Annotated in this window: 22 protein-coding genes, 1 tRNA gene and 2 pseudogenes; 19 read left to right on the top strand and 6 right to left on the bottom strand. The window is 69.9% G+C overall.

Annotated features, from left to right (window positions below; translation table 11 throughout):
- Window positions 1–32: 32 nt before the first annotated feature.
- From ACWD3C_RS11840 to dmpG, 9 genes are all read left to right on the top strand, one after another.
- Window positions 33–365, top strand: coding sequence for a bifunctional 3-phenylpropionate/cinnamic acid dioxygenase ferredoxin subunit (locus ACWD3C_RS11840; RefSeq protein ID WP_451142682.1), 333 nt, complete (start codon window positions 33–35; stop codon window positions 363–365).
- Window positions 362–1,273, top strand: a complete 912-nt coding sequence (locus ACWD3C_RS11835) for a VOC family protein (protein ID WP_451142680.1) — start codon at window positions 362–364, stop codon at window positions 1,271–1,273. The genes ACWD3C_RS11840 and ACWD3C_RS11835 overlap by 4 nt, the downstream gene beginning before the upstream one ends.
- Before the next feature lie 28 nt (window positions 1,274–1,301).
- Window positions 1,302–2,234, top strand: coding sequence for an alpha/beta fold hydrolase (locus ACWD3C_RS11830; protein ID WP_451142678.1), 933 nt, complete (start codon window positions 1,302–1,304; stop codon window positions 2,232–2,234).
- A 49-nt stretch (window positions 2,235–2,283) separates the two neighbouring features.
- The gene (locus ACWD3C_RS11825; RefSeq protein WP_451142676.1) at window positions 2,284–3,642 is read left to right on the top strand and encodes an aromatic ring-hydroxylating dioxygenase subunit alpha; all 1,359 of its coding nucleotides are present in this window, start codon (window positions 2,284–2,286) and stop codon (window positions 3,640–3,642) included.
- Window positions 3,639–4,187, top strand: a complete 549-nt coding sequence (locus tag ACWD3C_RS11820) for an aromatic-ring-hydroxylating dioxygenase subunit beta (protein WP_451142675.1) — start codon at window positions 3,639–3,641, stop codon at window positions 4,185–4,187. Before ACWD3C_RS11825 ends, ACWD3C_RS11820 begins: the two co-directional genes overlap by 4 nt.
- Window positions 4,187–4,999: a 3-(cis-5,6-dihydroxycyclohexa-1,3-dien-1-yl)propanoate dehydrogenase gene (hcaB, locus tag ACWD3C_RS11815; RefSeq protein WP_451142673.1), complete on the top strand. Its 813-nt coding sequence runs from the start codon at window positions 4,187–4,189 to the stop codon at window positions 4,997–4,999. The genes ACWD3C_RS11820 and hcaB overlap by 1 nt, the downstream gene beginning before the upstream one ends.
- A 121-nt stretch (window positions 5,000–5,120) precedes the next feature.
- Complete coding sequence (locus tag ACWD3C_RS11810) at window positions 5,121–5,963, top strand: 2-keto-4-pentenoate hydratase (RefSeq protein ID WP_451142671.1); 843 nt, start codon at window positions 5,121–5,123, stop codon at window positions 5,961–5,963.
- Window positions 5,960–6,925, top strand: a complete 966-nt coding sequence (locus ACWD3C_RS11805) for an acetaldehyde dehydrogenase (acetylating) (RefSeq protein ID WP_451142669.1) — start codon at window positions 5,960–5,962, stop codon at window positions 6,923–6,925. The genes ACWD3C_RS11810 and ACWD3C_RS11805 overlap by 4 nt, the downstream gene beginning before the upstream one ends.
- Before the next feature lie 14 nt (window positions 6,926–6,939).
- Window positions 6,940–7,938, top strand: coding sequence for a 4-hydroxy-2-oxovalerate aldolase (gene dmpG / locus ACWD3C_RS11800; RefSeq protein WP_451142935.1), 999 nt, complete (start codon window positions 6,940–6,942; stop codon window positions 7,936–7,938).
- A gap of 21 nt (window positions 7,939–7,959) precedes the next feature.
- Here dmpG and ACWD3C_RS11795 read toward each other — a convergent pair whose 3' ends face one another.
- The 3 genes from ACWD3C_RS11795 to ACWD3C_RS11785 form a co-directional block, all read right to left on the bottom strand.
- Window positions 7,960–8,541, bottom strand: a complete 582-nt coding sequence (locus ACWD3C_RS11795) for a helix-turn-helix transcriptional regulator (RefSeq protein WP_451142933.1) — start codon at window positions 8,539–8,541, stop codon at window positions 7,960–7,962.
- A gap of 342 nt (window positions 8,542–8,883) precedes the next feature.
- Window positions 8,884–10,161, bottom strand: coding sequence for a D-alanine--D-alanine ligase family protein (locus tag ACWD3C_RS11790; RefSeq protein ID WP_451142667.1), 1,278 nt, complete (start codon window positions 10,159–10,161; stop codon window positions 8,884–8,886).
- 90 nt (window positions 10,162–10,251) lie between these two features.
- The gene (locus tag ACWD3C_RS11785) at window positions 10,252–10,500 is read right to left on the bottom strand and encodes a hypothetical protein (RefSeq protein ID WP_451142665.1); all 249 of its coding nucleotides are present in this window, start codon (window positions 10,498–10,500) and stop codon (window positions 10,252–10,254) included.
- Between the two features lie 207 nt (window positions 10,501–10,707).
- Here ACWD3C_RS11785 and ACWD3C_RS11780 point away from each other — a divergent pair, with 207 nt between their 5' ends.
- From ACWD3C_RS11780 to ACWD3C_RS11745, 8 genes and pseudogenes are all read left to right on the top strand, one after another.
- Entirely contained in the window at window positions 10,708–11,877 is a 1,170-nt protein-coding gene (locus ACWD3C_RS11780; RefSeq protein WP_451142663.1) for a tyrosine-type recombinase/integrase, read from the top strand.
- Window positions 11,874–12,218, top strand: a complete 345-nt coding sequence (locus ACWD3C_RS11775) for a helix-turn-helix domain-containing protein (RefSeq protein WP_451142661.1) — start codon at window positions 11,874–11,876, stop codon at window positions 12,216–12,218. Before ACWD3C_RS11780 ends, ACWD3C_RS11775 begins: the two co-directional genes overlap by 4 nt.
- 413 nt (window positions 12,219–12,631) lie before the next feature.
- Window positions 12,632–14,551 carry a hypothetical protein gene (locus ACWD3C_RS11770; RefSeq protein WP_451142659.1) on the top strand — a complete coding sequence of 640 codons (1,920 nt, stop codon included), beginning with the start codon at window positions 12,632–12,634 and terminating at the stop codon, window positions 14,549–14,551.
- 34 nt (window positions 14,552–14,585) lie between these two features.
- A pseudogene (locus ACWD3C_RS11765) lies at window positions 14,586–14,840 on the top strand (MFS transporter); the annotation flags it as partial.
- 113 nt (window positions 14,841–14,953) lie between these two features.
- Window positions 14,954–15,466 carry a hypothetical protein gene (locus tag ACWD3C_RS11760; protein WP_451142657.1) on the top strand — a complete coding sequence of 171 codons (513 nt, stop codon included), beginning with the start codon at window positions 14,954–14,956 and terminating at the stop codon, window positions 15,464–15,466.
- Window positions 15,463–15,807, top strand: a complete 345-nt coding sequence (locus ACWD3C_RS11755; protein WP_451142655.1) for a transcriptional regulator — start codon at window positions 15,463–15,465, stop codon at window positions 15,805–15,807. The genes ACWD3C_RS11760 and ACWD3C_RS11755 overlap by 4 nt, the downstream gene beginning before the upstream one ends.
- Window positions 15,804–16,736, top strand: coding sequence for an ABC transporter ATP-binding protein (locus tag ACWD3C_RS11750; RefSeq protein ID WP_451142653.1), 933 nt, complete (start codon window positions 15,804–15,806; stop codon window positions 16,734–16,736). The genes ACWD3C_RS11755 and ACWD3C_RS11750 overlap by 4 nt, the downstream gene beginning before the upstream one ends.
- Window positions 16,737–16,747: 11 nt before the next feature.
- Entirely contained in the window at window positions 16,748–17,608 is an 861-nt protein-coding gene (locus ACWD3C_RS11745; RefSeq protein WP_451142651.1) for an ABC transporter permease, read from the top strand.
- Window positions 17,609–17,987: 379 nt separating this feature from the next.
- On the opposite strand, the gene ACWD3C_RS11740 is transcribed toward ACWD3C_RS11745, so the two are convergent.
- Window positions 17,988–18,212 carry a DUF3631 domain-containing protein gene (locus ACWD3C_RS11740; protein WP_451142931.1) on the bottom strand — a complete coding sequence of 75 codons (225 nt, stop codon included), beginning with the start codon at window positions 18,210–18,212 and terminating at the stop codon, window positions 17,988–17,990.
- On the opposite strand from ACWD3C_RS11740, the pseudogene ACWD3C_RS11735 reads away from it, so the two are divergent.
- Together ACWD3C_RS11735 and ACWD3C_RS11730 are read left to right on the top strand one after the other, a co-directional pair.
- Window positions 18,111–18,320 (top strand): annotated as a pseudogene (locus ACWD3C_RS11735) (hypothetical protein); the annotation flags it as partial. The gene ACWD3C_RS11740 and the pseudogene ACWD3C_RS11735 overlap by 102 nt on opposite strands.
- A gap of 9 nt (window positions 18,321–18,329) precedes the next feature.
- Window positions 18,330–18,620, top strand: a complete 291-nt coding sequence (locus ACWD3C_RS11730; RefSeq protein WP_451142650.1) for a hypothetical protein — start codon at window positions 18,330–18,332, stop codon at window positions 18,618–18,620.
- A 47-nt stretch (window positions 18,621–18,667) separates the two neighbouring features.
- Here the strand turns inward: ACWD3C_RS11730 and ACWD3C_RS11725 are convergent.
- Both ACWD3C_RS11725 and ACWD3C_RS11720 read right to left on the bottom strand, forming a co-directional pair.
- Window positions 18,668–18,740 (bottom strand) — tRNA-Arg (locus ACWD3C_RS11725).
- A gap of 254 nt (window positions 18,741–18,994) precedes the next feature.
- Window positions 18,995–19,879 carry a hypothetical protein gene (locus tag ACWD3C_RS11720; protein ID WP_451142648.1) on the bottom strand — a complete coding sequence of 295 codons (885 nt, stop codon included), beginning with the start codon at window positions 19,877–19,879 and terminating at the stop codon, window positions 18,995–18,997.
- Window positions 19,880–20,338: the final 459 nt, after the last annotated feature.

Genomic DNA, 20,338 nt, shown 5'->3' with positions numbered 1-20,338 from the left:
CCTTCCACGCATCACACGAAGGAGCACCGCCGATGCCCTGGATCCGTGCCTGCGCGGGGGGCGAACTGGAGGAGGGCGACGCGGTCGTCGTCCCCTCACAGCCGCCCGTCGCCGTGTTCCACTCCGACGGCGAGTTCTACGCCACCGCGGACACCTGTACCCATGGCAAGTTCTCGCTGGCCGATGGCTTCGTCGAGGAGGCCGTCGTGGAGTGCGCGCTGCACTCCGCCAAGTTCTGCCTGCGCACGGGCAAGGCACTGACCCTGCCCGCCACCGAACCGCTGCGTACCTTCCCCGTCCGCGTCGAGCACGGCGCGGTGTACGTGGAGATCGACGACGCAATGATCAAGGAGCCCGTCTCGTGAGTGAAGTCATCGCTCTCGCCTACGTCGGGATCGAGGCGACCGACGTCGACGCATGGCGCACGTTCGCCACCGACACCCTCGGCCTGCAGGCCGTGGACGGACCCGACGGCGCGCTGCGGCTGCGGGCCGACGAGCGTGCCTACCGCGCGGAGATCCGCCGGGCGGACGCCGACGGCCTCTCCCACCTCGGCCTGGAGGTGCGCGACGCGGCGGCCCTGTCGGACCTCGCCGAGAAGCTGGAGCAGAACGGTGTCGCCGTCAAGCGCGACCAGGCCGAGCTCGCCGCCCGGCGTCAGGTCACCGACCTGATCGTCGTCGAGGACCCGGCCGGCACCACCGTGGAGATCTTCTACGGCCAGATGTACGGCGAGACCGCCTTCGTGTCCCCCACGGGCGCCCGCTTCGTCACCCACGGCGCGAAGGGCCTCGGCTTCGGCCACGCCTTCTTCCTCGTCCCCGACATGGAGGCCGCGCTCACCTTCTACACCGGGCTGCTGGGCTTCCGCATCAGCGACCGGATGCCCGAGGGCCCGGACGACGCCTACTTCCTGCGCTGCAACCCCCGCCACCACAGCATCGGGCTGGCCTCGGTGCCCGGTATGGGAACGCGCCTGCTGCACATCATGTTCGAGGTCGACGACCTCGACGTGGTGGGCCGAGCCTACGACAAGTGCCGCGACGGCGCCGCGACGCTGGTCAACACGCTGGGCCGGCACTCCAACGACGAGATGCTGTCCTTCTACGTCCGCACCCCCTCCGGCTTCGACCTCGAATACGGCTGCTTCGGCCTCCAGATCGACGAGGACAGCTGGGAGGCCGTGGAGCACCGCTACCCCGTCGAGAGCTGGTGGGGCCACAAGCGCACCCCTGACAACGTCCGTGGCCCCGAGCCCGGTTGGCAGTACTGATCCCGCTCCGGACAACGAAAGGCCCGTCATGGCTCGCCACTTGCAGTTGAAGGAACCGGTCACCGAGCGGCCGTACGCGCAATGGGGCACGATCGCGGCGGAGCTCGCCGGATGCCAGGTGCGCTTCGTCGAGGGCAGGTGGTGGCACCACCGTGTCATCGAGGCGGGATCCGAGGGCCCACCGCTGCTCATGTACCACGGCATCGGCGGCCACGCGGAGACCTTCGCCCGCAATCTGCGGGCCCTGTCCGAGCACTTCCACGTCTACGCCGTGGACGCCCGCTTTCACGGCTTCTCCGCCAAGGCCGACTTCGATCTGCCCCGGATGTACGACCACCTCGCGGACGGCGTCATCGACCTGATCGATGCCCTCGGGTACCGCAGCGTGTGCTACGAGGGCGAGTCCATGGGGGCGCAGCTCGGCGTCAACCTGGCCGTGCACCACCCGGAACGCTTCGACCGGATGGTCCTCAACGCGGGGTTCTACCTCGACCGCCCCGACCGCGAGGGATTCGCGCCGGCCACCCGCGGGGCGTCGAACCTGGGGCAGCTCTCCGCGCTGGCCGTCACCGAGCCCACGGCCGAGAACATCGGCAACCGGCTGCGGTGGCTGGTCTCCCGGCCCGACCGGATGACCGACGACATGGTCTCGGTCCGCCGGCGGATCTACTCCGACCCCGAGGTCAACCGGTCGCTGCGCCGCATCTTCAACCTCGACGCGGGCACCTTCGGACCTCACCTGTACGAGCTGTCGTACACCCACGACGACCTGAAGTCCTGGCGCCCCGAGACGCTGGTGCTCTGGGGTGAGCACAACCCGGGCCACGGCCCCGACTACGGCGAGTACTGGGCCGACGTGATCGGCGCCGACTTCTACGCCTTCGCGGACGCGGGCCACTGGCCGCAGTGGGAGAAGCCCGACGAGTTCAACGCGGTGCTCACCCAGTTCCTGACGCGTTGAACGGCGCACCCCTCCCGATCCACCCACACGCACACCGAACGGAGACGGCATGAGTTTGCAACGCGGCAGGGCTTTCGCCGATGACGCCGAGACACTGATCGACCGGTCCATCTTCTCCGACCCCGTCCTGCACCGACAGGAGCTGGCCCGGGTCTTCGCCCGCAGCTGGCTGCTCCTCGCCCACGAGAGCCAGTTCACCAAGCCCGGGGACTTCTTCACCACCTACATGGGCGCCGACCCGGTCATCGTCAGCCGGCAGCGGGACGGTTCGTACAAGGCGGTGCTCAACTCCTGCCGCCACCGCGGCATGCGGGTGTGCCGCTACGACTCCGGCAACGCCAAGGCGTTCACCTGCCCGTACCACGGCTGGTCCTACGGCACCGACGGGGCGCTGCTGAGCGTTCCCGAGGAGGAGGCCGCCTACGGCGACGGGCTGGACCACGCCGCGTGGGGGCTGGCGGTGGTGCCGCGCGTCGAGACCTACAAGGGGCTCGTGTTCGGCACGTGGGACACCGAGATCCCGCCGCTGGCCGAGTACCTCGGCGACTTCACCTACTACCTCGACGTGCTCCTCGACCTCGACGGCGAGGGCACCACGGCCGCCGCCGGCGTCCACAAATGGCGCATGCGGGGCAACTGGAAGCTTGGTGCCGAGCAGTTCGTGGGCGACATGTACCACGCTTCCTCCACGCACCTGTCGTCGATGATCGCGGAGGCGCCGAACAGCAAGGGCATCCGTCCGCCCGAGGAGGGCTTCCAGGTCGGCCTTCCCGGCGGCCACGGCCTGGGCGGCTACGCGGGTTACCCCTACTGGCACGCGCAGGGCTTCTCCGCCGAGGTGGAGGACTGGATCGGGAACATGCTGGAGCGCGCCGCCGAGCGCCTCGGGCCCGCCCGCACCACGGGCGCCGTCTTCATCCACGGCACCGCCTTCCCGAACCTGTCCCTGCTGTGGAACCGCTGGACCCTGCGGACCTGGCACCCCAAGGGCCCCGACGCGATGGAGGTGCACTCCTGGTCGATCCTGCCCAAGAGCGCCCCGCCCGCTGTGCGCCGTGCGCTGCTCCTCGACTACCAGCGCCACTTCAGCGCGTCCGGCACCTGGGAGCAGGACGACGCCGAGCAGTGGAACTACAGCGCCAACGGCAGCGACGGCTTCGTCACCGCGTCGCTGCCCCTGCACTACGGGATGGGGGTCGGCCGGGACCCGAACAAGAACTTCCCGGAGTTCCCCGGAACCATCGACGCCGTGTACAGCGAGATCAACCAGCGGCACTTCTACCGGCGCTGGTCCGAGCTGATGGCCGTACCGCACCCGGCCGAGCAAGCCGCCTCCGAAACCCCCGCTTCCAAGGCCCCCGCCTCCGAAACCCCCGTCACCGAGTCCGCGAAGGCGGTGATCGCATGACCGCCCTGCTGCCCGAGACCGCATCCGGCATCACCGTGGAGCGGCTCCTGCTCCAGCACGAGGTCGAGCAGTTCCTCTACCACGAGGCGGACCTGCTCGGCCGGCATGACTACGACGCCTGGCTGGAGCTGTTCACCGACGACCTCCGGTACTACATGCCGATCCGGCGCAACCACTCCTCCCGGGACCCGGAGACCGTCGAACACGACGACGCGCTGGCCCTGATCGACGACGACAAGCCCTTCCTCGCGGAGCGGATCGCCAAGATCGCCACCGGCAAGGCGTGGGCCGACGATCCGCTGCCCCGGGTGCGGCATCTGCTCACCAATGTCGTCATCGGCGAGGAGGACGCGGAGGCCGGGGAGTTCACGGTCACCTCGTACCTCCTCATCGTCCGCAACCGCCTGGAGGACGAGCAGGACTCCTTCGTCTGCGGCCGCACCGACCGCTTCCGGCGTACCCCGGACGGCCTGCGGATCAGCCGGCGCCGGATCCTCCTCGACCAGTCGGTGATCCTCAGCAAGAACATGAGCGTGATGTTCTGATGAGCGCGCACACCGGCTGGGTGGAGGACCAGGTCGTCGCCGTGACGGGCGGCGGCTCGGGACTCGGCCGGGCCCTGGTCGAGGGCCTCGTCGAGGAGGGCGCCCGCGTCGTCGTCCTGGAGCGCTCCCCGTCCAAGGCCGAGGCGCTGCGCGCGGACTTCGGGCCGGAGCGGGTGCGGGCGGTCGAGGGCGACGCCACGCTCCTCGCCGACAACCGCGCAACGGTCGCCGCCGCGCTGGACGCCTTCGGCCGGCTCGACTGCTTCGTCGCCAACGCCGGGTTGTGGGACTTCTCAGCCCGGCTGGCGGACCTGCCCGACGACGCGATCTCCGCCGCCTTCGACGAGGTGTACGCCCTGAACGTCAAGGCGCCGCTACTGGGAGCGAAGGCCGCGCTCGACGCCCTGCGCACGACGAACGGCTCACTGGTCGTCACGCTGTCGAACGCCGCCCTGTACCCGGGCGGCGGAGGCAGCCTGTATGTGTCGTCCAAGCACGCCGGCCTCGGACTCGTCCGGCAACTGGCCTGGGAGCTGGCTCCCGACGTACGGGTGAACGCCGTGGCCCCCGGCGGCATGTCGACCGACCTGCGGGGACCCGCCGCCCTCGACTACGCGGACACACCGCTGAGTTCCCTGCCCATGGACGACATCATGGAGAAGCACGGGCCCCTGCGCCGAGCCCCCAAGCCGCAGGACTACGTCGGGGCCTTCCTCCTCCTGGCCTCCCGCCGCTACGGCGCCATGTCCACCGGCACGATCGTGGACGTGGCCGCCGGACGCGGTATCGCGCTCAGCCTGCACGAGAACTGAGCAGCCGTCCGGGCCGCGGCCCCGCTCATCCGGCGGGGCCGCGCAGCCCGGAACCCACCTCCAGCGCACCCCATTCCCGGAGTACACCCATGCGTTCTGCCCACCCGCCTCGGTGGCGGCGATGACCGACACCGACATCCGCAAGGCAGCGGACACCCTCTTCGACGCCGAGCAGTCCGGCACCCCCTGTCCCCCCGTACGCGGCCTGCTCACCGAGGGCGACGTGGCGTCGGCGTACGCAGTCCAGCGACTCAACATCGAGCGGCGGCTGCGGGAGGGCCGCCGTGTCGTGGGCCGCAAGATCGGTCTCACATCACTCGCCGTCCAGGCCCAACTCGGCGTCGATCAACCCGACTTCGGGGCCCTGCTGTCGGACATGGCGGTGCCGGACGGCGGTACGGTCCCGGCGGGACGCCTGCTCCAGCCGAAGGTGGAGGCGGAGGTCGCGCTGGTCCTCGGCCGCGACCTGCCGCACCCGCGGACCACGGTCGCCGACGTGATCCGGGCCGTCGACTTCGCGCTGCCCGCCCTGGAGATCGTCGACAGCCGTATCGCCGGCTGGGACATCAGCCTGGTGGACACGGTGGCCGACAACGCCTCCTCGGGCCTGTTCGTCCTCGGCGCCGCGCCGGTCCCGCTGACCTCGGTGGACCTGCGCACCGTCCGGATGACCCTCCTCAGGGACGGCGAGCCGGTCTCCGAGGGCACCGGCCGGGACTGCCTCGACGGTCCGCTCAACGCGGCCGTCTGGCTGGCGTCGACCCTGGCCGCCATGGGCGACCCGCTGCGCGAGGGCGACATCGTCCTGACCGGAGCACTGGGCCCCATGGCCGTGGCGGCACCGGGCAGTTCCTTCGAAGCCCGCATCTCCGGTCTGGGCGGCGTCCGGGTCGGTTTCGCACCGGACGACGTACCGGCCGAAGCATCGGTCGGCGCCCAGGCCGACAAGGAGAACGAACATTGAGCACGACATCCCCGGGCGCCCGCACCAAGGTCGCCGTCATCGGCTCCGGCAACATCGGCACCGACCTGATGATCAAGATTCTGCGGCTGTCGGAGGACCTGGAGATCGCCGCGATGGCCGGCATCGACCCCGACTCGGACGGCCTGGCCCGCGCCCGTCGTCTGAAGGTCGCCACCACGCACGAGGGCATCGACGGCCTGGTGGCGATGGACGAGTTCGCCGACGTCCGGATCGTCTTCGACGCGACCTCCGCCGGAGCCCACCGCCGCCACGACGAGGTCCTGCGCGCGCACGGCCGCACGGTCGTCGACCTCACCCCGGCCGCGCTGGGCCCCTACGTCGTCCCGCCGGTCAACGCCGACGCCCACCTCGACGCACCCAACGTCAACATGGTGACGTGCGGGGGACAGGCGACCATCCCGGTCGTCGCCGCGGTCAACTCCGTCACCCCTGTGCACTACGGCGAAATCGTCGCCTCCATCGCCTCCCGCTCCGCCGGGCCCGGCACCCGTGCCAACATCGACGAGTTCACCGAGACCACCGCGTCCGGGATCGAGAAGGTGGGAGGCGCGGCCCGCGGCAAGGCGGTGATCGTCCTCAACCCCGCCGAGCCTGCGCTGATCATGCGGGACACCGTCCACTGCCTCGTCGGCGACTGCGACGACGCGGCGGTGGCCGCCTCCGTCGAGGCCATGGTGGCGCGCGTGCGGACATACGTGCCGGGCTACCGGCTCAAGCAGAAGGTGCAGTTCGACCGGGTCGCCACCGGCGACCCCCTGCGCCGCCTGCTCCCGCCGGACACGGAAGGCGGCGCCGTGAAGGTGTCGGTCTTCCTGGAGGTGGAGGGCGCCGCCCACTACCTGCCCGCCTACGCCGGAAACCTGGACATCATGACCTCGGCCGCGCTGCGCACCGCGGAACGCATGGCCGCCCACATCTCCCCCGAGGCGGTGACCGCGTGACCCCCACCCTGTATATGCAGGATGTGACCCTGCGGGACGGCATGCACGCCGTCCGGCATCGTTACACCGTCGACCAGGCCCGCACCATCGCCGACGCGCTGGACGCGGCCGGCGTGGCGGCGATCGAGATCGCACACGGGGACGGGCTCGCCGGCTCCAGCATCACCTACGGCGTCGGCGCCCACACCGACTGGGAGTGGATCGAGGCGGTCGTGGGCGCCGTACGTCAGGCCGTCCCGACCACCCTGCTGCTGCCCGGCATCGGCACCCTGCACGACCTGAGACGCGCTCACTCGCTGGGCATCCGTTCCGTGCGCGTGGCCACCCACTGCACCGAGGCCGATATCTCCGCCCAGCACATCGCCGCGGCCCGCGAGATGGGCATGGACGTGGCGGGCTTCCTGATGATGTCCCACCTGGCCGAACCCGCCGAACTGGCCCGCCAGGCCAAGCTGATGGAGTCCTACGGCGCCCACTGCGTCTACGTCACCGACTCCGGGGGCCGCCTCACCATGGACGGCGTACGCGACCGTCTGCGCGCCTACCGCGACCTTCTCGACCCGGCCACCGAACTCGGCATCCACGCCCACCACAACCTGGCCCTCGGCGTCGCCAACACCGTCGTCGCCGTCGAGAACGGGGTGACGCGTGTGGACGCCTCCCTGGCGGGGCAGGGCGCGGGCGCTGGCAACTGCCCGCTGGAGGCGTTCATCGCGGTCGCCGACCTGATGGGCTGGAAGCACGGCTGCGACCTGTTCCCGCTCATGGACGCCGCCGACGACCTGGTCCGCCCGCTCCAGGACCGGGACGTGCGCGTCGACCGGGAAACCCTGACCCTCGGCTACGCGGGCGTCTACTCCAGCTTCCTGCGCCACGCCGAAACCGCCTCCCAGCGGTACGGCATCGACACCCGTGCCCTCCTCGTCGAGGTCGGCCGCCGAGGGATGGTCGGCGGCCAGGAGGACATGATCACCGACATCGCTCTCGACCTGCTCGGCGGTAGCCGAGCCTGACGGCACCTCGGCCGTCACCCGTCACCCGTCACCCGCCGCCCGCCGACCAACGGCTCCCGGACGCCCCTCGACGTCGCCGATTCCGCTTCGCCCGCTGCCCGGCTCGGCGACCCGGTCGGCCTCGGGGCGCATCGCGCAGACCATCGCCTTACGCGGCGCCGGTCGGCAGGTGGGCAGGTCGGTCGGTGCCGTCAGGCCCGCGCACCGTAGGGGGGCGGCGAGTTCGGTGGCCACGGTGGTGAGTTCGGCGCGGGCCTCGGGCGGGTCGAGGACCTCGACAGTGGCGCCCATGGAGAGCAGGCCGCGTACGTCGGGAAGTTCGCGGAAGGCGAGTTCGGCAAGGGCCCAGCCGTCATCCACGGGGAGGGGCGGGGCGACCAGCTGGGAGGCGAAAAGGCGCTGGAAGATCTCCAGTTGCTCGCGGCGTACCCGGCAGTGGACGCGGATACCGTCCGGCAGGCTCTCGAAGCGTTCTCGCAGCAGGGCCCAGACGGTGGCGAGGTCCTGGCCGGGACGTCGGTGGACGGGTTCGTCGGTGACCTCGGCGGCAAGGACGCGGTCGGAGCGGAACAGCCGGGGCTCACCGTCCCGGTCGGCGACCAGGTACCAGACGCCTGCCTTGCTGACCAGCCCGTACGGTCCACGGTGTGGCTGCGCGGCTCGCGGGCGTCGCTGCTGCGGTAGGTCAGCTGGAGCCGGCGGTCGGTGAAGGCGGCGTGCTGGAGCTCTGCGAGGTGGCCACTTGATCGGCCGTCGTCGGGGAACTGCTCGGTCACGGACACGATGAGCGGGGCATCATCGAGGCGGCCGAACAGTCCTTCCACGGGCACGCGCACGGGCTCTGCGACAGCTGGCACTCCCAGGTTGGTCGCCAGGCTCGCGATCCCCGCGTGAAGTGCTCCACGCTGGGTCAGGACCTCGTGCTTGACCGCGAGTTTCAGGAGTTCAGTCACTGTGGGAGCCTCGCGCCCGTAGGCGAGCAGGATCATTCTCAGTGACGCCAGGCCGCACGCCCGGTTGGACCATTCGATCCGGTCTCCAAGTGCCCATCCGCCGTGTAGATCCCACTCGGCGGGGTCGATGAGCTGTCGGCACATGGGGACATCGTGGACGCGCGGCACAGCGGCAGGCTCCTACGGGGAGACGACAGCCTCCCGCGTCAGTGTGGTGCCGGCGAACACGGGGAGTGGGCAGGGGGACATCGTACGGCGGGCGGGCCAGGGCCTCGTGCAGCATCGCCAAGACGACATCCCTGTGCGTGAGCCCGATCATCGCCGCCGCCACCGCGAAGTTGCTGTCACGGGACATGCCCGGCGTGCTGTTGACCTCCAGCACGTACGGCTCACCGCCTTCGGTGAGGATGAAGTCGATACGGTCTGAACCGCGTAGCCCGATTCCGTCCCACAGTGTCCGGGCGTCCCTGGTGATCTTGTCCAGCACATCCGGCGCCAGCTCGGCTGCGCGCACGGTTACGGTGCCCCTGGAGTCCACGTCGAGCTTCGTGTCGGCGTCGTAGAACTCGGCCTCGGCGGCCTCGGTGGCAAGCGGCGGGAAGACGACGACCGAGCCGCCTGGCAGCTCCAGCAGCCCCACGGTCAGCGGCGTGCCGGTCATGTACTCCTCGACGAGCACGGCCGCGCTCTCGCCGCCGGCAGCGTCCGCCAGGGCACCAGGGAAGTCCGCCGGATCGCGTACGAGGCTCATGCCCACGCTGGACCCGCCGAAGGGCGGCTTGACCATCACCGGGCGCCCGTTCCAGTTAGCTGGTCCGCCGGTCCAGACCTCCCAGCCGGGGGTAGGGACGCCGAGGGTCAGCATCACCCGCTTGCAGAGGATCTTGTCTGCGGCCACCGCGGATGCCCCTCCTCCGCTGCCGCAGTAGGGGACGCGCAGGTAGTCGAGCAGCCCCTGCAACCGGCCGTCCTCGCCGTAGGGGCCGTGCAGGTTGGAGAGCGCCACGTCGTACCCGACCAGATCCATGATGAAGTCCGGTTCGCACGGGTCCAGCACCTTCCAGCGGGCGCCGATCTCCTCCAGCGCCTCGGCCAGGGCGGTGACGGACCGCTGCTCGACGGGGCACTTCGCGTGGTAGAGCCTGTCCTCGGCGGACACCGGCCCGTAGATGAGGGCGACGCCGAGGCCCTGGCGGCTCTGCCCCCACTGTCGAAGTTCCTCGGCGGCCTTTTGCACGAGGTCCGAGCTGGGGCTGAGGAAGAGAGTCATGCGAGTACCCCTTCGAAGATGTTGGTGACCGGCCCGCCGACCCACTGAGTTCGGTTCGGTCGGTCGTCATGAGGCCGGACCGTGAGCGGCTCACCGGAGCGGTTGTGGACGGTGACGGCACGTCGTGCTGACGAGTCCACGCATGGTGGCGACGATGACGGCTGCGACTGCCCCGCTTCCGCACGACAGGGTTTCCGCTTCGACGCCGCGTTCGTAGGTGCGGATCTTCAACGCCTGGCTGCCGGCGGACTGGACGAAGTTGACGTTCGTCCCCAGCGGGGCAAGGTCGGGATGGTGACGGACGAGGCGCCCGACCATTACCGCGTCGATGGCGTCCACGTCGTCCACGATGGCGACGACGTGTTCCGTACTATTGGAGTACGCGCGGGTTCCCGGAGGTCATCCGGTGGCCGTGAATCCGCATCTCAGCTGGTAGATCGCTCTGTGTGGGTCGTTCACTCGTTGGTGTGAGATCTCAGCAGTAATTCGCAGATTCTGCGAGTGATCGCCGTAATCTGCGGCTTCGTGTCAGATTTCGAAAGTCGCGTGCTGACGCTCGTGCGCCCCGGGCCAGAGCCGGCCGTGCCGGTGGATCCGGCCGCGGTGTCGGTGGAGTCCGGCCTCGCGGACGTCGTCACACTTCAGCGGCGACGCCAGGCCCGCATCTCGGAGCACGACGAGGAGAGCTTCTTCCTCGACACGCTGTCCGAGTACCAGTGGGCGAGGGACGCGGTCGGCCTGGCACCGACGACACTCGACGGGCTGATCAAGCCGGTGATCGAGGTCTGCGAGTTCTACGGCACGGTGCCGTGGCGGCTCTCATCCCGGGAGGTCGACCGGTACTTCGCCGGTGCGGGCAAGCGGGCACCGTCGACCCTACGCGGCAAGATCAACAAGATCGACGCCTACTTCGCGTTCCTCGAACAGCGCTATGCCGGCGAGATCATGCGTCGCTTCGGCCACGCCGTCGAGTCGCCGATCGACCCGTTCAACCGGCCCCGGCACCGCGGCGACTTCGGCTTGCGTGTCCCGCCCTCGCAGACGGCGATGCGGGACTTCTTCGGCCGCTGGCGCGAGGACCTGTCAGGTGCCCGGAAGTACCTGGTTGCCGGCCGCGACTACGTGATGACGAAGATCGCGTACCTGTCCGGAGTCCGGGCCAACGAGCTGTGCGGGGTGTGCATGGGCGACCTGCACTGGGAGCACGGCCAGTGGGGCCGCTTCGTCGTACTCGGCAAGGGGGCCGGCGGTTCGGGGCCCCGGCCGCGTGAGGCGTACATGTTCCAGGAGGGCCGGGCCCTCCTGTGGTGGTACATCGAGGAGATTCGCGGCGAGTTCGGCGACGACGCCGAGCACCCGAAGGCGCCGCTGTGGCCGTCGGAGCGCAAGCCCACTGCGGTCGCGGCGCTGAATCTGCCGATCGCCCCGGCGATCGTTCCCTCGACGTTCCGTCGGGTTCTGCACAACGCGGCCGGTACCTATCTGACTGGGCCGGTCACCGACCTGTTCCCGCACCTGTTGCGTCACGCCTGCGCGACCCACAACTACGAGCGGGGGATGACGTTGTGGGAGGTGCAAAAGGTCCTCGGACACGCCTGGGCCACCACGACACTTCGGTACATGGCGACCGCGCACGCCGAACCGGAGCACGCGAATCTGGCCGCCAGTGCCCGGGCGGCCCAACGACTGGTGATGGACAAGGGGAACCTGCGGTGAAGTGGAATCTGCGGATGGTCGCCGCCCAACGGGACCTATGGCGACCGACCGAGGTGCTGGCCGCGTTCCAGCAGGTGGGGTTCAACCCGTCGCTGAGCAAGGTTGCCGCGCTGTGGGGCGGCAAGCCGGTCACGGTTCGCCTGGACGACCTGGACCTGATGTGCGCGGCGCTCGACTGCACGGTCGCCGACCTGCTCCAGGCCGAGCCAGTCGCCGGCGCACAGGCCGCCCAGGATTCCGGCCAGCTGGCGGTCGGCGCCGAGGGGCGGGAGCCGGGGCCGGTGAGGCCCGTCCCCCGTACCCGCCACGGCGGCGGGCCGCGTTCACTGTCGCCGAGCTGAGGAACAGGCATGGCGAAGAAGACGGGGCGTGCCCGCAGTTGCGAGATGTGCCTGAGCTGGTCAGTGCTGTACGGGCGCCGGATCTGCGGCGGCTGCGAGCACTGGAAATACGATCACCCGGCACGCGGGGTGTGCCCGCGATGCCGACACGAGGCCCACCTCAACAGCGAGGGACTGTGCATGTCCTGCCTTCAAGCCATCCGGGTCGAGGACGACGCAGAATGGGCGCTGGCCGTCCCCGGGGCACGGCCGCGTGCCCTTCAGCTCACGATCGGCACCTACCGCCACTACGCGACGCAGGCCCGCAAGATCGTGCGCGGCGAGAGTGCCGGGCGTGGGGTGAACGCCAGGTGGAGACGCACGCTGAGTCAGCAGTGCAAAGAGCCAGCCGGTGCGCGGTACTGGAGCCGCAGATGTGGGGCCAGCTTCCCCTGTTCACGCTGCCGCGCACCCTCACCGACGCCACGGTCCGCGCTCTCGCCACCCGGACGGTCTCCGGCTGGGACCAGGCCCAACCAGTGCTGGAGGCGTTGACGGCCGAGCGAGGCTTGACCAGGGCCTGGTACTACCTGGCCGCCAAGATGGTCCGCCTCGCTCTGGCCGTGCGCGAGGCGGACGGCTTCACGACGGCGCCCGAGACGTTGTTGCGGGACCTGCCGACGAACGGTGACACGGTCTGCCTGGTCCTGCTACGCGCCGGCCTGCTGGCCGCGCCTCAACCCCAACACCTCTCTCAGGTCGGCCAACCTCAGCCCCCCGATGTCGACCCAGTCCGGAACTCATGGTTCGCACCGCGCCGGTGCAGCGACTGCCAAGCCTGGATGCCCGGGAGGCGGTGCGCTGGATTCCTCTGCGACCCCTGCCGGTATTGGCGGGAGCGACAACGGCCTGGGGACTGTACGCGCTGCCGCCGGGACGGCTTGCCGCTGCGTGCCGACCACTGCCGCACCTGCCACCCCCATCACGAAGCCGACCAGATGCGGCCGACCGCCGTGGCAGCCACGCAGCCAGCGATCGACCTGCCCGTCGGCGCCGACAGGCGGACCATGCCGCTCCAGGACGACAAACTCCCGCCGATGCCTGCGGACGTACCGCCTGCGGCGACCGTCTGCCCGGGGCAGGAGATCCTGTTCACCATGCGCCGTAACTGGTTGCCGGTGCTGGCCCGGCTGCGGAGCTGGCCGCCGGGTGAACTGCCTCTGACCGACGCGGCCGCCGCGCTGGTGGAGGACTTCGCCGAACTTCGCCGGAACCAGCAGACGTCCGGCTTCCGCAAGAACATCCGCACCCTCACTATCCTGGGGTACTGGCTCGGCGTCGAGAACGCCGTCCACGAGCGCGACGTCCAGGACCTGGCCCGGCTGGACACGCACCTCGCGGCCAAGCCCGTCTGCCAGTTCCTGCGCGCCCGTGGCCTGCTCGTCGACGACCCCGAGCTCCACCAGGACAGCGACCTGGCCTGGATCGAAACCGCACTCCAGGCACTGCCGCAACGCGTCGCCGACGAGGTCCGCGCATGGGCGGACGTATTGCGCGGCCAAGGCCCCCGTGAGAACGAGCCGCGCAGCTGGTATGGCATCCGCCGTTACCTGACCACCCTCCAACCGACCCTCACCGCGTGGACGGCGGCCGGCATGACGACCCTTCGAGAAAACACCCCGGACCACCTCCAAGACGCCCTGGAACACCTGGCCGGGACTACCCGACGACAACTCGCCACCTCGCTACGCAGCCTGTTCCGGGCTCTCAAACGGAAGCGGCTGATCTTCCACGACCCCGCCCGTCACTTGGCCGTGGGCGAACTGACAAGCACCCCACGACCGGTTCCCTCCGACTTGCTGGCCGGCCTACTCGACCACACCGCGACCCCATTCGCGCGGCTCACCATCGCCCTGGCCGCCATCCACGCCGTCCCCACCACCGAGATCCGCACCGCGCGCACCGCCGACCTCAACCTCGCCCGAGGGACCCTCGAACTGCGCCGCGGTCTACTGCGGCACACCCTCTACCTGGAAGAACTCACCCACCGCCTCACCGCCGACTGGCTGACCTACCGCCACCAACGCTGGCCCGCCTCCGCCAACCCCCACCTGCTGGTCAGCCAGAAAACCGCACTCGACCCGGACCATCCGGCCGTGCACAGAAACACCCTGCAACAAGTCCTGCCCAAGGGCCTGACCCTCGACAGACTGCGCCAGGACCGCATCCTCGACGAAGCCTTCGCCACCGGCGACCCGCTCAAGCTCATGAGGCTCTTCGGCATCACCGAACAGACCGCCATGCGTTACGTCGGCACCGCCTACCCGGAGCGAACCGCGAAACTGCCCAGGTAGCAGGCCCGCCCTGAGCCCGATACCGCAGCTAGGGGCCCTGTACATGATGGTGTTCATGGGCGGCGCACCCCTGGGCGCGCCGATCGCGGGCTGGATCACCGACGCGTACGGCGTCCGGGCGGGCCTGGCGGTCGGCGGCGCGATCGCGGCGACCGCGGCCGTCGCGATCGGCCTGGCCCTGGCGCGGGTGGGGGGCCTGCGGCTGTCGGTGGGCTGGAACCACGGGCATCCGCGGGTGCGCTTCGTGCCGCGGGAGCGGCGGGACGAGCGGCTGGTGACCGTGGCCTGACCGTCGTAACCGGCGCGGCTCCCGGCTCCCAGTACCGGCAAACCTACGACTTGCCTATCAGGAAAGCCAAGAGTAACTTTCCTGGTAGGAAAGTAATCGGGGACGGGAGGGCGATGGCCGTGAGCATGCCGGTGGATGCCGAACGGGCATGGAAGGATCTCCAGCGCATCCGAGTGCCGCAGGAGCGGGTGTACGACGAGTTCGAGCGCTCCGTGTCCGGCGGGCGCGGCATGACCTACGGCATGGCCGCGCTCATGTGGGTGTTCCTTGCCGGCGTGGGCATGGACCTGCCCCTGTGGGGTGTCGGACTGTTCATGGCCGCCTACGCCGGCCTGTTGGGCGTGCTGATCGTGATGAGCAGCCGCAGGAGCCGGATGCAACTGCACCACACTCGCTGCCCCGGGCGTACGTGGGCCGCGTTCGGTGCGGCGGCGGTGCTGGTCGCCGGGACTGTCGTGCTGGCCAGCCACCTGACCGAGTCACTGGAGCCGATCTACGCCGGCCCCATCCAGGCCACGGCCGCGGTGGCCGTGAACCTGCTCTCCCTCGGTCCCGCCAACCGCTGGGCGGCCGACTCGGTGCGGAGCGGCGGCGAACCGGCGGCCGACGAGGAGGCGGGCCGATGAGCACCCCCGCCGGCTTCGACGAGCTGATCCACCCAGCCACCCGACTGTCGGTGGTCGCGCTGCTCGCCGCCACCGAGTGGGCGGACTTCGCGTTTGTCCGCGACAGCCTCTCGCTCAGCGACTCCGCGCTCTCCAAGCAGCTGCACACCTTGGAGGGGGCCGGATACCTGGAGACCCAGAAGGAGGGCGGCGGCCGCAAGCGGCGCACCAGGGTACGGCTGACGGACCGCGGTCGCACCGCCTTCGAGGGACATGTGGCGGCACTCCGGGCCATCGTCGACGGCGCCGGACCCGCGACCGGGGCGGCACAACAGCAGCCCCACGCGGAGGCGGGCCGATGACGACGTTCGGGCGCACCGACGTCCAGCCCGTGATCCAGGTACGCGATCTGACCATGGTGTACGGCGATGTCGACGTCCTGCGCGGCGTCGATCTGGACATCCACCGCGGCGAGGTCTTCGCGCTGCTCGGGCCCAACGGCGCCGGGAAGACGACAACGGTCGAGATCCTGGAGGGCTTCCGCCGGCGTTCCGGCGGGGAGGTGAGCGTCCTCGGTATGGATCCCGAGCGGGGCGGCGACGCGTGGAGAGCACGGATCGGTCTGGTCCTGCAGTCCTGGCGCGACCACCGCCGCTGGCGGGTCGCCGAGCTGCTGACGCACTTCGCGACCTACTACCCCGACCCGCGCGACCCGGCCGAACTGCTGGCCCTGGTCGGCCTCACCGACCAGGCCGGCCGGCAGGTGGACCGGCTGTCCGGCGGCCAGCGCCGGCGCCTCGACGTCGCGCTCGGCACCGTCGGCCGCCCCGAACTCCTCTTCCTGGACGAGCCGACCACCGGCTTCGACCCGCAGGCGCGGCACGAGTTCCACGTCCTGGTCGAACGGCTGGCCCGCGACGAGGGCGTCACCGTCCTGCTCACCACCCACGACCTGGCGGAGGCCGAGCGGCTCGCCGACCGGATCGCCATGCTGGTCGGCGGCCGGATCCGAGCCTGTGGCACACCCGCGGAACTGGCCCGGCGAGCCGCCGCCCAGGCCGAGGTCCGCTGGACCGCCGCCGACGGGACGCCCCGCCGCGAACGCACCGAGGACCCCTCCCAGCTGGTCTGGGAACTCCACCGGCACGCGGCCGGCCCGATCGCCGACCTGGAGGTCCGCCGCCCGACGCTGGAGGACACCTATCTGCACATGGTGCACCGGGAGGCCGACGGCACGGATGGGGCCGACGGCACGGACAGAGACGCGGACGAGGAGGCACCGGCCGCATGAGGGAAGCACACATGACGAACAGGACGAACAGCTGGCGTGCCGGGCTCCAGCGCGGCGGAATCGAGCTGCGGCACCTCCTACGCAATGGCAAGGAGATGTCCGGCCATCTGACCAACGTGGTCGTCGCGTTGCTCGTCGCCGCCTACATCAGCGACGACGTGCCAGGCACCCGGACCTCGATGACGCATCTGGTGCTGGCGGGCTTCGCCGCCTATCTGCTGTTCCAGGTCGGGCTGATCTACCTCCCGCAGATCCTCGTGACCGAGCGGGAGGAGGGCGCCCTGCTGCGGCTGCGCGCCACGCCCGGCGGGATACCGGCCTACCTCGTCGCCAAGTGCCTGCTGGTGGTCGTCATGGCGGTCGGCACCCTGGCCCTGCTCCTGGCGGCCGGGGCGCTGCTGGTGGACGGGCCACTGCCGCGCGGGCCGGGCGGCTGGCTGACGCTGGCGTGGGTCACCACGCTCGGGCTGCTCGCCGTCGTACCGCTGGGCGCGGCCATAGGCGCCGTGCTGCCCAACCCGCGCGAGGCGCTGGCGTTGATCATGCTGCCCACCATGGGGCTGCTGATCACCTCCGGAGTGGTGTTTCCGATCACCTCGCTGCCCGTGCCGGTCCAGCAGGTGGCCTCCGTCTTCCCGCTCAAGTGGATGGCACAGGGCCTGCGTTCGGCGCTGCTGCCGGACGCCGCACGGACCGCCGAGGCGGCCGGCTCCTGGGAACTGCCCATGGTCGCCCTGGTCCTGACCGCCTGGGCCGTCCTCGGGTTCCTCCTCGCGGTCCCCCTGCTGCGCCGCGCCGCCCGCCGCGAGTCCGGCTCCCGCCTGACCGCACGCCACCGCAAGGCGGCACAGAGCGGCGCGCTGCCCGCGTAGGCGGCCTCGCGACCACCGGGCTACGCCGTGGCCTGCCTCGACGGCACGGCCCACCTAGACCCTGCGGGCCAGCACTTGCTCTTATCCGACTCCAAGTAGCGCTCGTAGAGCTCGTCGTAGGTCGAGCCCGCTTGGTCGTCATCGAGTGGACGGTCGCCGTCCCACACCGCAAGGTCATAGCTCACCAGCGCATCGTCGCAGGCAGCAGTTCCGCCGGCGCCAGCAGGCCCTGAGATCGAACCTCCACCAAGTGATCCGAAAGAGAGCTCCTAGCCAGTCGGATGCGGCACGGCGAACGCTCGGGAAGCCAGATTCCGTCAACCACGGCGAACCCGCGCGCGGGACCACCACAGCCATCAGCTGACATGCAGGTTCCGGCTTAACAACGCTCAGGATTCCAGGAACCCGCGCGCTTCAGCAGTTCGTCGGTGGAGAGGCTGTCGACCTCGCGCTGTGCGACGAAGACCCTGCGGATGTCGGCGAGGATCCGGGCCTCGCCGGGCTGGTCCTCCTCGGCCTCGATCTCCGCGGCCACCATCTCCGCACACGCCTCGCGGGCACGGCGGGGCCAGGGACAGGCGGCGAGGTCGGCGACGATGATCAAGGGCTCCCAGGTGTCGGCGGCACGGTCCTCCACCGGCATGTCCGGCTCCACGACCTCCGCCACGGTGCCGCGACCCTCGCCCACGCGGCCGGGGCCGACCTGAAGGACATCCAGGAGATGCTCGGCCACTCCTCGATCACCATCACGGCCGACACGTACACGAGCCTGCTTCCCGAGGCGGACCTGGCGATCGCCGAGGCCGCAGCCCGGCTCGTCCCACGCGCCCGCGCCACCTCCGAAAACACCGCCCCCGAAGCGACGGCAGAGCCGGACGACGCGGAGCATCCCGGCCCGGAGTCTGTGCCGGATGATGCTGATCCGTTGGGAGGAATTTCGGAGATCAACTCTCCGTCCGCTCACGCACCGCTCACGCAAACGGCCCCGGACGAGGAGTCCGAGGCCGACTGAAGCGCCTCCCTGAGGGATAAACCCCAGGTCAGAGCGGTAACGCGTTGTGCCCCCGGCAGGATTCGAACCTGCGACACCCGCTTTAGGAGAGCGGTGCTCTATCCCCTGAGCTACGAAGGCCGGGATCTGTCGGAAAATGTGTCTGAAATTCGCCCGGAGCTGGACGAATGTCATTCTGCTGGATCCCGACAGGTCTGCGGCAGCGCGGCCTGCGAGGGCTGCGCCACCGCCGCCAGTGTAGCGGGTGGCCTGGTGGTGGCAGGTGACTGTTGGACGGTGAGGCCGACTGCCCTGGTCGGGCAGGAGGTCGGGCGGGCGGGGCTCGGCCGCAACAGGGTCTTGGTGGAGTGTTGAGGCCGAGCCCCGGCTGTGTGTCAGGCGGCGTGGCGTCCGGTGATGCGCGCGACGCAGCGGGCGACGGAGTTGCTCACCCAGGCATAGCCGATGTAGATGAGGAGGGCCGCCTTTGCGCCGTATGCGGGGACGCGTTCGTGTGGATATGACTGGTCAAGCCGGGAATGCTGGGACTCACTGTCCTGCCGGAATCCTTTGAGGCGCCGCCCTGCCGGAGTTTCGGGTGCGATTTGACGCAGGTGTTCGGTGCGATTGAATCGCTTTCGTTTGGTGGAGGGGTCGATTTCCCGGTCTTCCTTGGTCTCGTCGACGCGGATACGGGCGGTGTGGGGTCCGTGCGGGCAGGGGATTTCCAGACGCTGGTAGAAGCGGGCCTGTGCGCCTTTGCGGAATTCAAGCTCGCGGACCGGAAGGGGCGTGTAGAGGGTTTCGCCTTCTACGGTGATGTGGCGCTCGCAGACTCGGCCGGCGGCGGCGTAGAGGTCGTGGTCGGGGCGACCCTCTTCACATTTGTGCTTCTGGAGTGGCTGGGGTACGAGGCCGCTGTGCTGCCCGGTGAAGACGACGAGTCCTTCGGCGATGAGCGGTGCGCGGTGGACTCCGCGCAGGGCCTTGTCGTAGGTGATGGCGCGTACGCCGGGTGCCTTGGCGAGGATTTCCTTGACCAGTCGCACTGCGGCTTTCCCTTCGTCTTCTCGGTGGGGGTCGTGTTTGCGCGCTTTGTGGCGTACGGATTCCAGGGCGAGGATGGCGCGGCTGTGTGGGATGTTCGCGGCCCGGACAGCGATGGAGAGGAATTTGTTTCCGTAGACCGGGCGGCCGCCACCCTCTGTCGTGTGGTGGGCGTCGGGGTCTACGCGGTGCCGGCGGATTTCGCCGGTCTTTTTGTCAGGTTCTTCCAGCATGGTGTGGTCGGACGGTGGAGTAGCGACGGTTGCGTCGCCGTGGAGGACTTGTTCGCGGGCTGGGTAGATCCAGCTGCCTCGCGGGTTGACGGCGAGCATTCCTTGGGCGACGGCCTGTTCAATCCATTTGCCCCGGCTGATGTCGCGTACGGCGTCTCCGGCTGCTTTGAGGTGGCGCTGGAAGAAGTAGTTCCACTGGCTGCGGGTAGGACCGGTCGGTGGGAGTGCGGCGGCTTCCTCGGGGTCGATGAAGTCATGGATTGCGCGCCGGATGGGATCCCACCAGAGGGGGCGGGTGAGGTGCGCGGCGGTGCTGCGGGCGGAGCCGAAGACGGAGATCGCGCAGAGGAATACGAAGTAGATGTACTGAGGTTGAACTCGCTATGGCGGGTGGGGATCTGACGTTTCATGATTGTTGCGGTATGCCGGAGGTATGCGGTATGCGCAGGGCGGTGGGCT

The sequence above is a fragment of the Streptomyces sp. NPDC002845 genome (genome assembly GCF_053591955.1).
Note: the sequence above shows the minus strand (reverse complement) of the source record. Positions and strands in the feature narration are given on the sequence as shown.

Excerpts from the sequence above, each read along its gene's own strand:
- ACWD3C_RS11745 (WP_451142651.1), top strand. The coding sequence starts at position 16,748 with ATGACGAACAGGACGAACAGCTGGCGTGCCGGGCTCCAGCGCGGCGGA.
- ACWD3C_RS11820 (WP_451142675.1), top strand. The coding sequence starts at position 3,639 with ATGACCGCCCTGCTGCCCGAGACCGCATCCGGCATCACCGTGGAGCGG.
- ACWD3C_RS11825 (WP_451142676.1), top strand. The coding sequence starts at position 2,284 with ATGAGTTTGCAACGCGGCAGGGCTTTCGCCGATGACGCCGAGACACTG.
- ACWD3C_RS11790 (WP_451142667.1), bottom strand. The coding sequence starts at position 10,161 with ATGACTCTCTTCCTCAGCCCCAGCTCGGACCTCGTGCAAAAGGCCGCC.
- ACWD3C_RS11755 (WP_451142655.1), top strand. The coding sequence starts at position 15,463 with ATGAGCACCCCCGCCGGCTTCGACGAGCTGATCCACCCAGCCACCCGA.
- ACWD3C_RS11760 (WP_451142657.1), top strand. The coding sequence starts at position 14,954 with ATGGCCGTGAGCATGCCGGTGGATGCCGAACGGGCATGGAAGGATCTC.
- ACWD3C_RS11840 (WP_451142682.1), top strand. The coding sequence starts at position 33 with ATGCCCTGGATCCGTGCCTGCGCGGGGGGCGAACTGGAGGAGGGCGAC.
- ACWD3C_RS11720 (WP_451142648.1), bottom strand. The coding sequence starts at position 19,879 with ATGCTGGAAGAACCTGACAAAAAGACCGGCGAAATCCGCCGGCACCGC.
- ACWD3C_RS11830 (WP_451142678.1), top strand. The coding sequence starts at position 1,302 with ATGGCTCGCCACTTGCAGTTGAAGGAACCGGTCACCGAGCGGCCGTAC.
- dmpG (WP_451142935.1), top strand. The coding sequence starts at position 6,940 with ATGCAGGATGTGACCCTGCGGGACGGCATGCACGCCGTCCGGCATCGT.
- hcaB (WP_451142673.1), top strand. The coding sequence starts at position 4,187 with ATGAGCGCGCACACCGGCTGGGTGGAGGACCAGGTCGTCGCCGTGACG.
- ACWD3C_RS11730 (WP_451142650.1), top strand. The coding sequence starts at position 18,330 with ATGCTCGGCCACTCCTCGATCACCATCACGGCCGACACGTACACGAGC.
- ACWD3C_RS11810 (WP_451142671.1), top strand. The coding sequence starts at position 5,121 with ATGACCGACACCGACATCCGCAAGGCAGCGGACACCCTCTTCGACGCC.
- ACWD3C_RS11770 (WP_451142659.1), top strand. The coding sequence starts at position 12,632 with ATGTGGGGCCAGCTTCCCCTGTTCACGCTGCCGCGCACCCTCACCGAC.
- ACWD3C_RS11750 (WP_451142653.1), top strand. The coding sequence starts at position 15,804 with ATGACGACGTTCGGGCGCACCGACGTCCAGCCCGTGATCCAGGTACGC.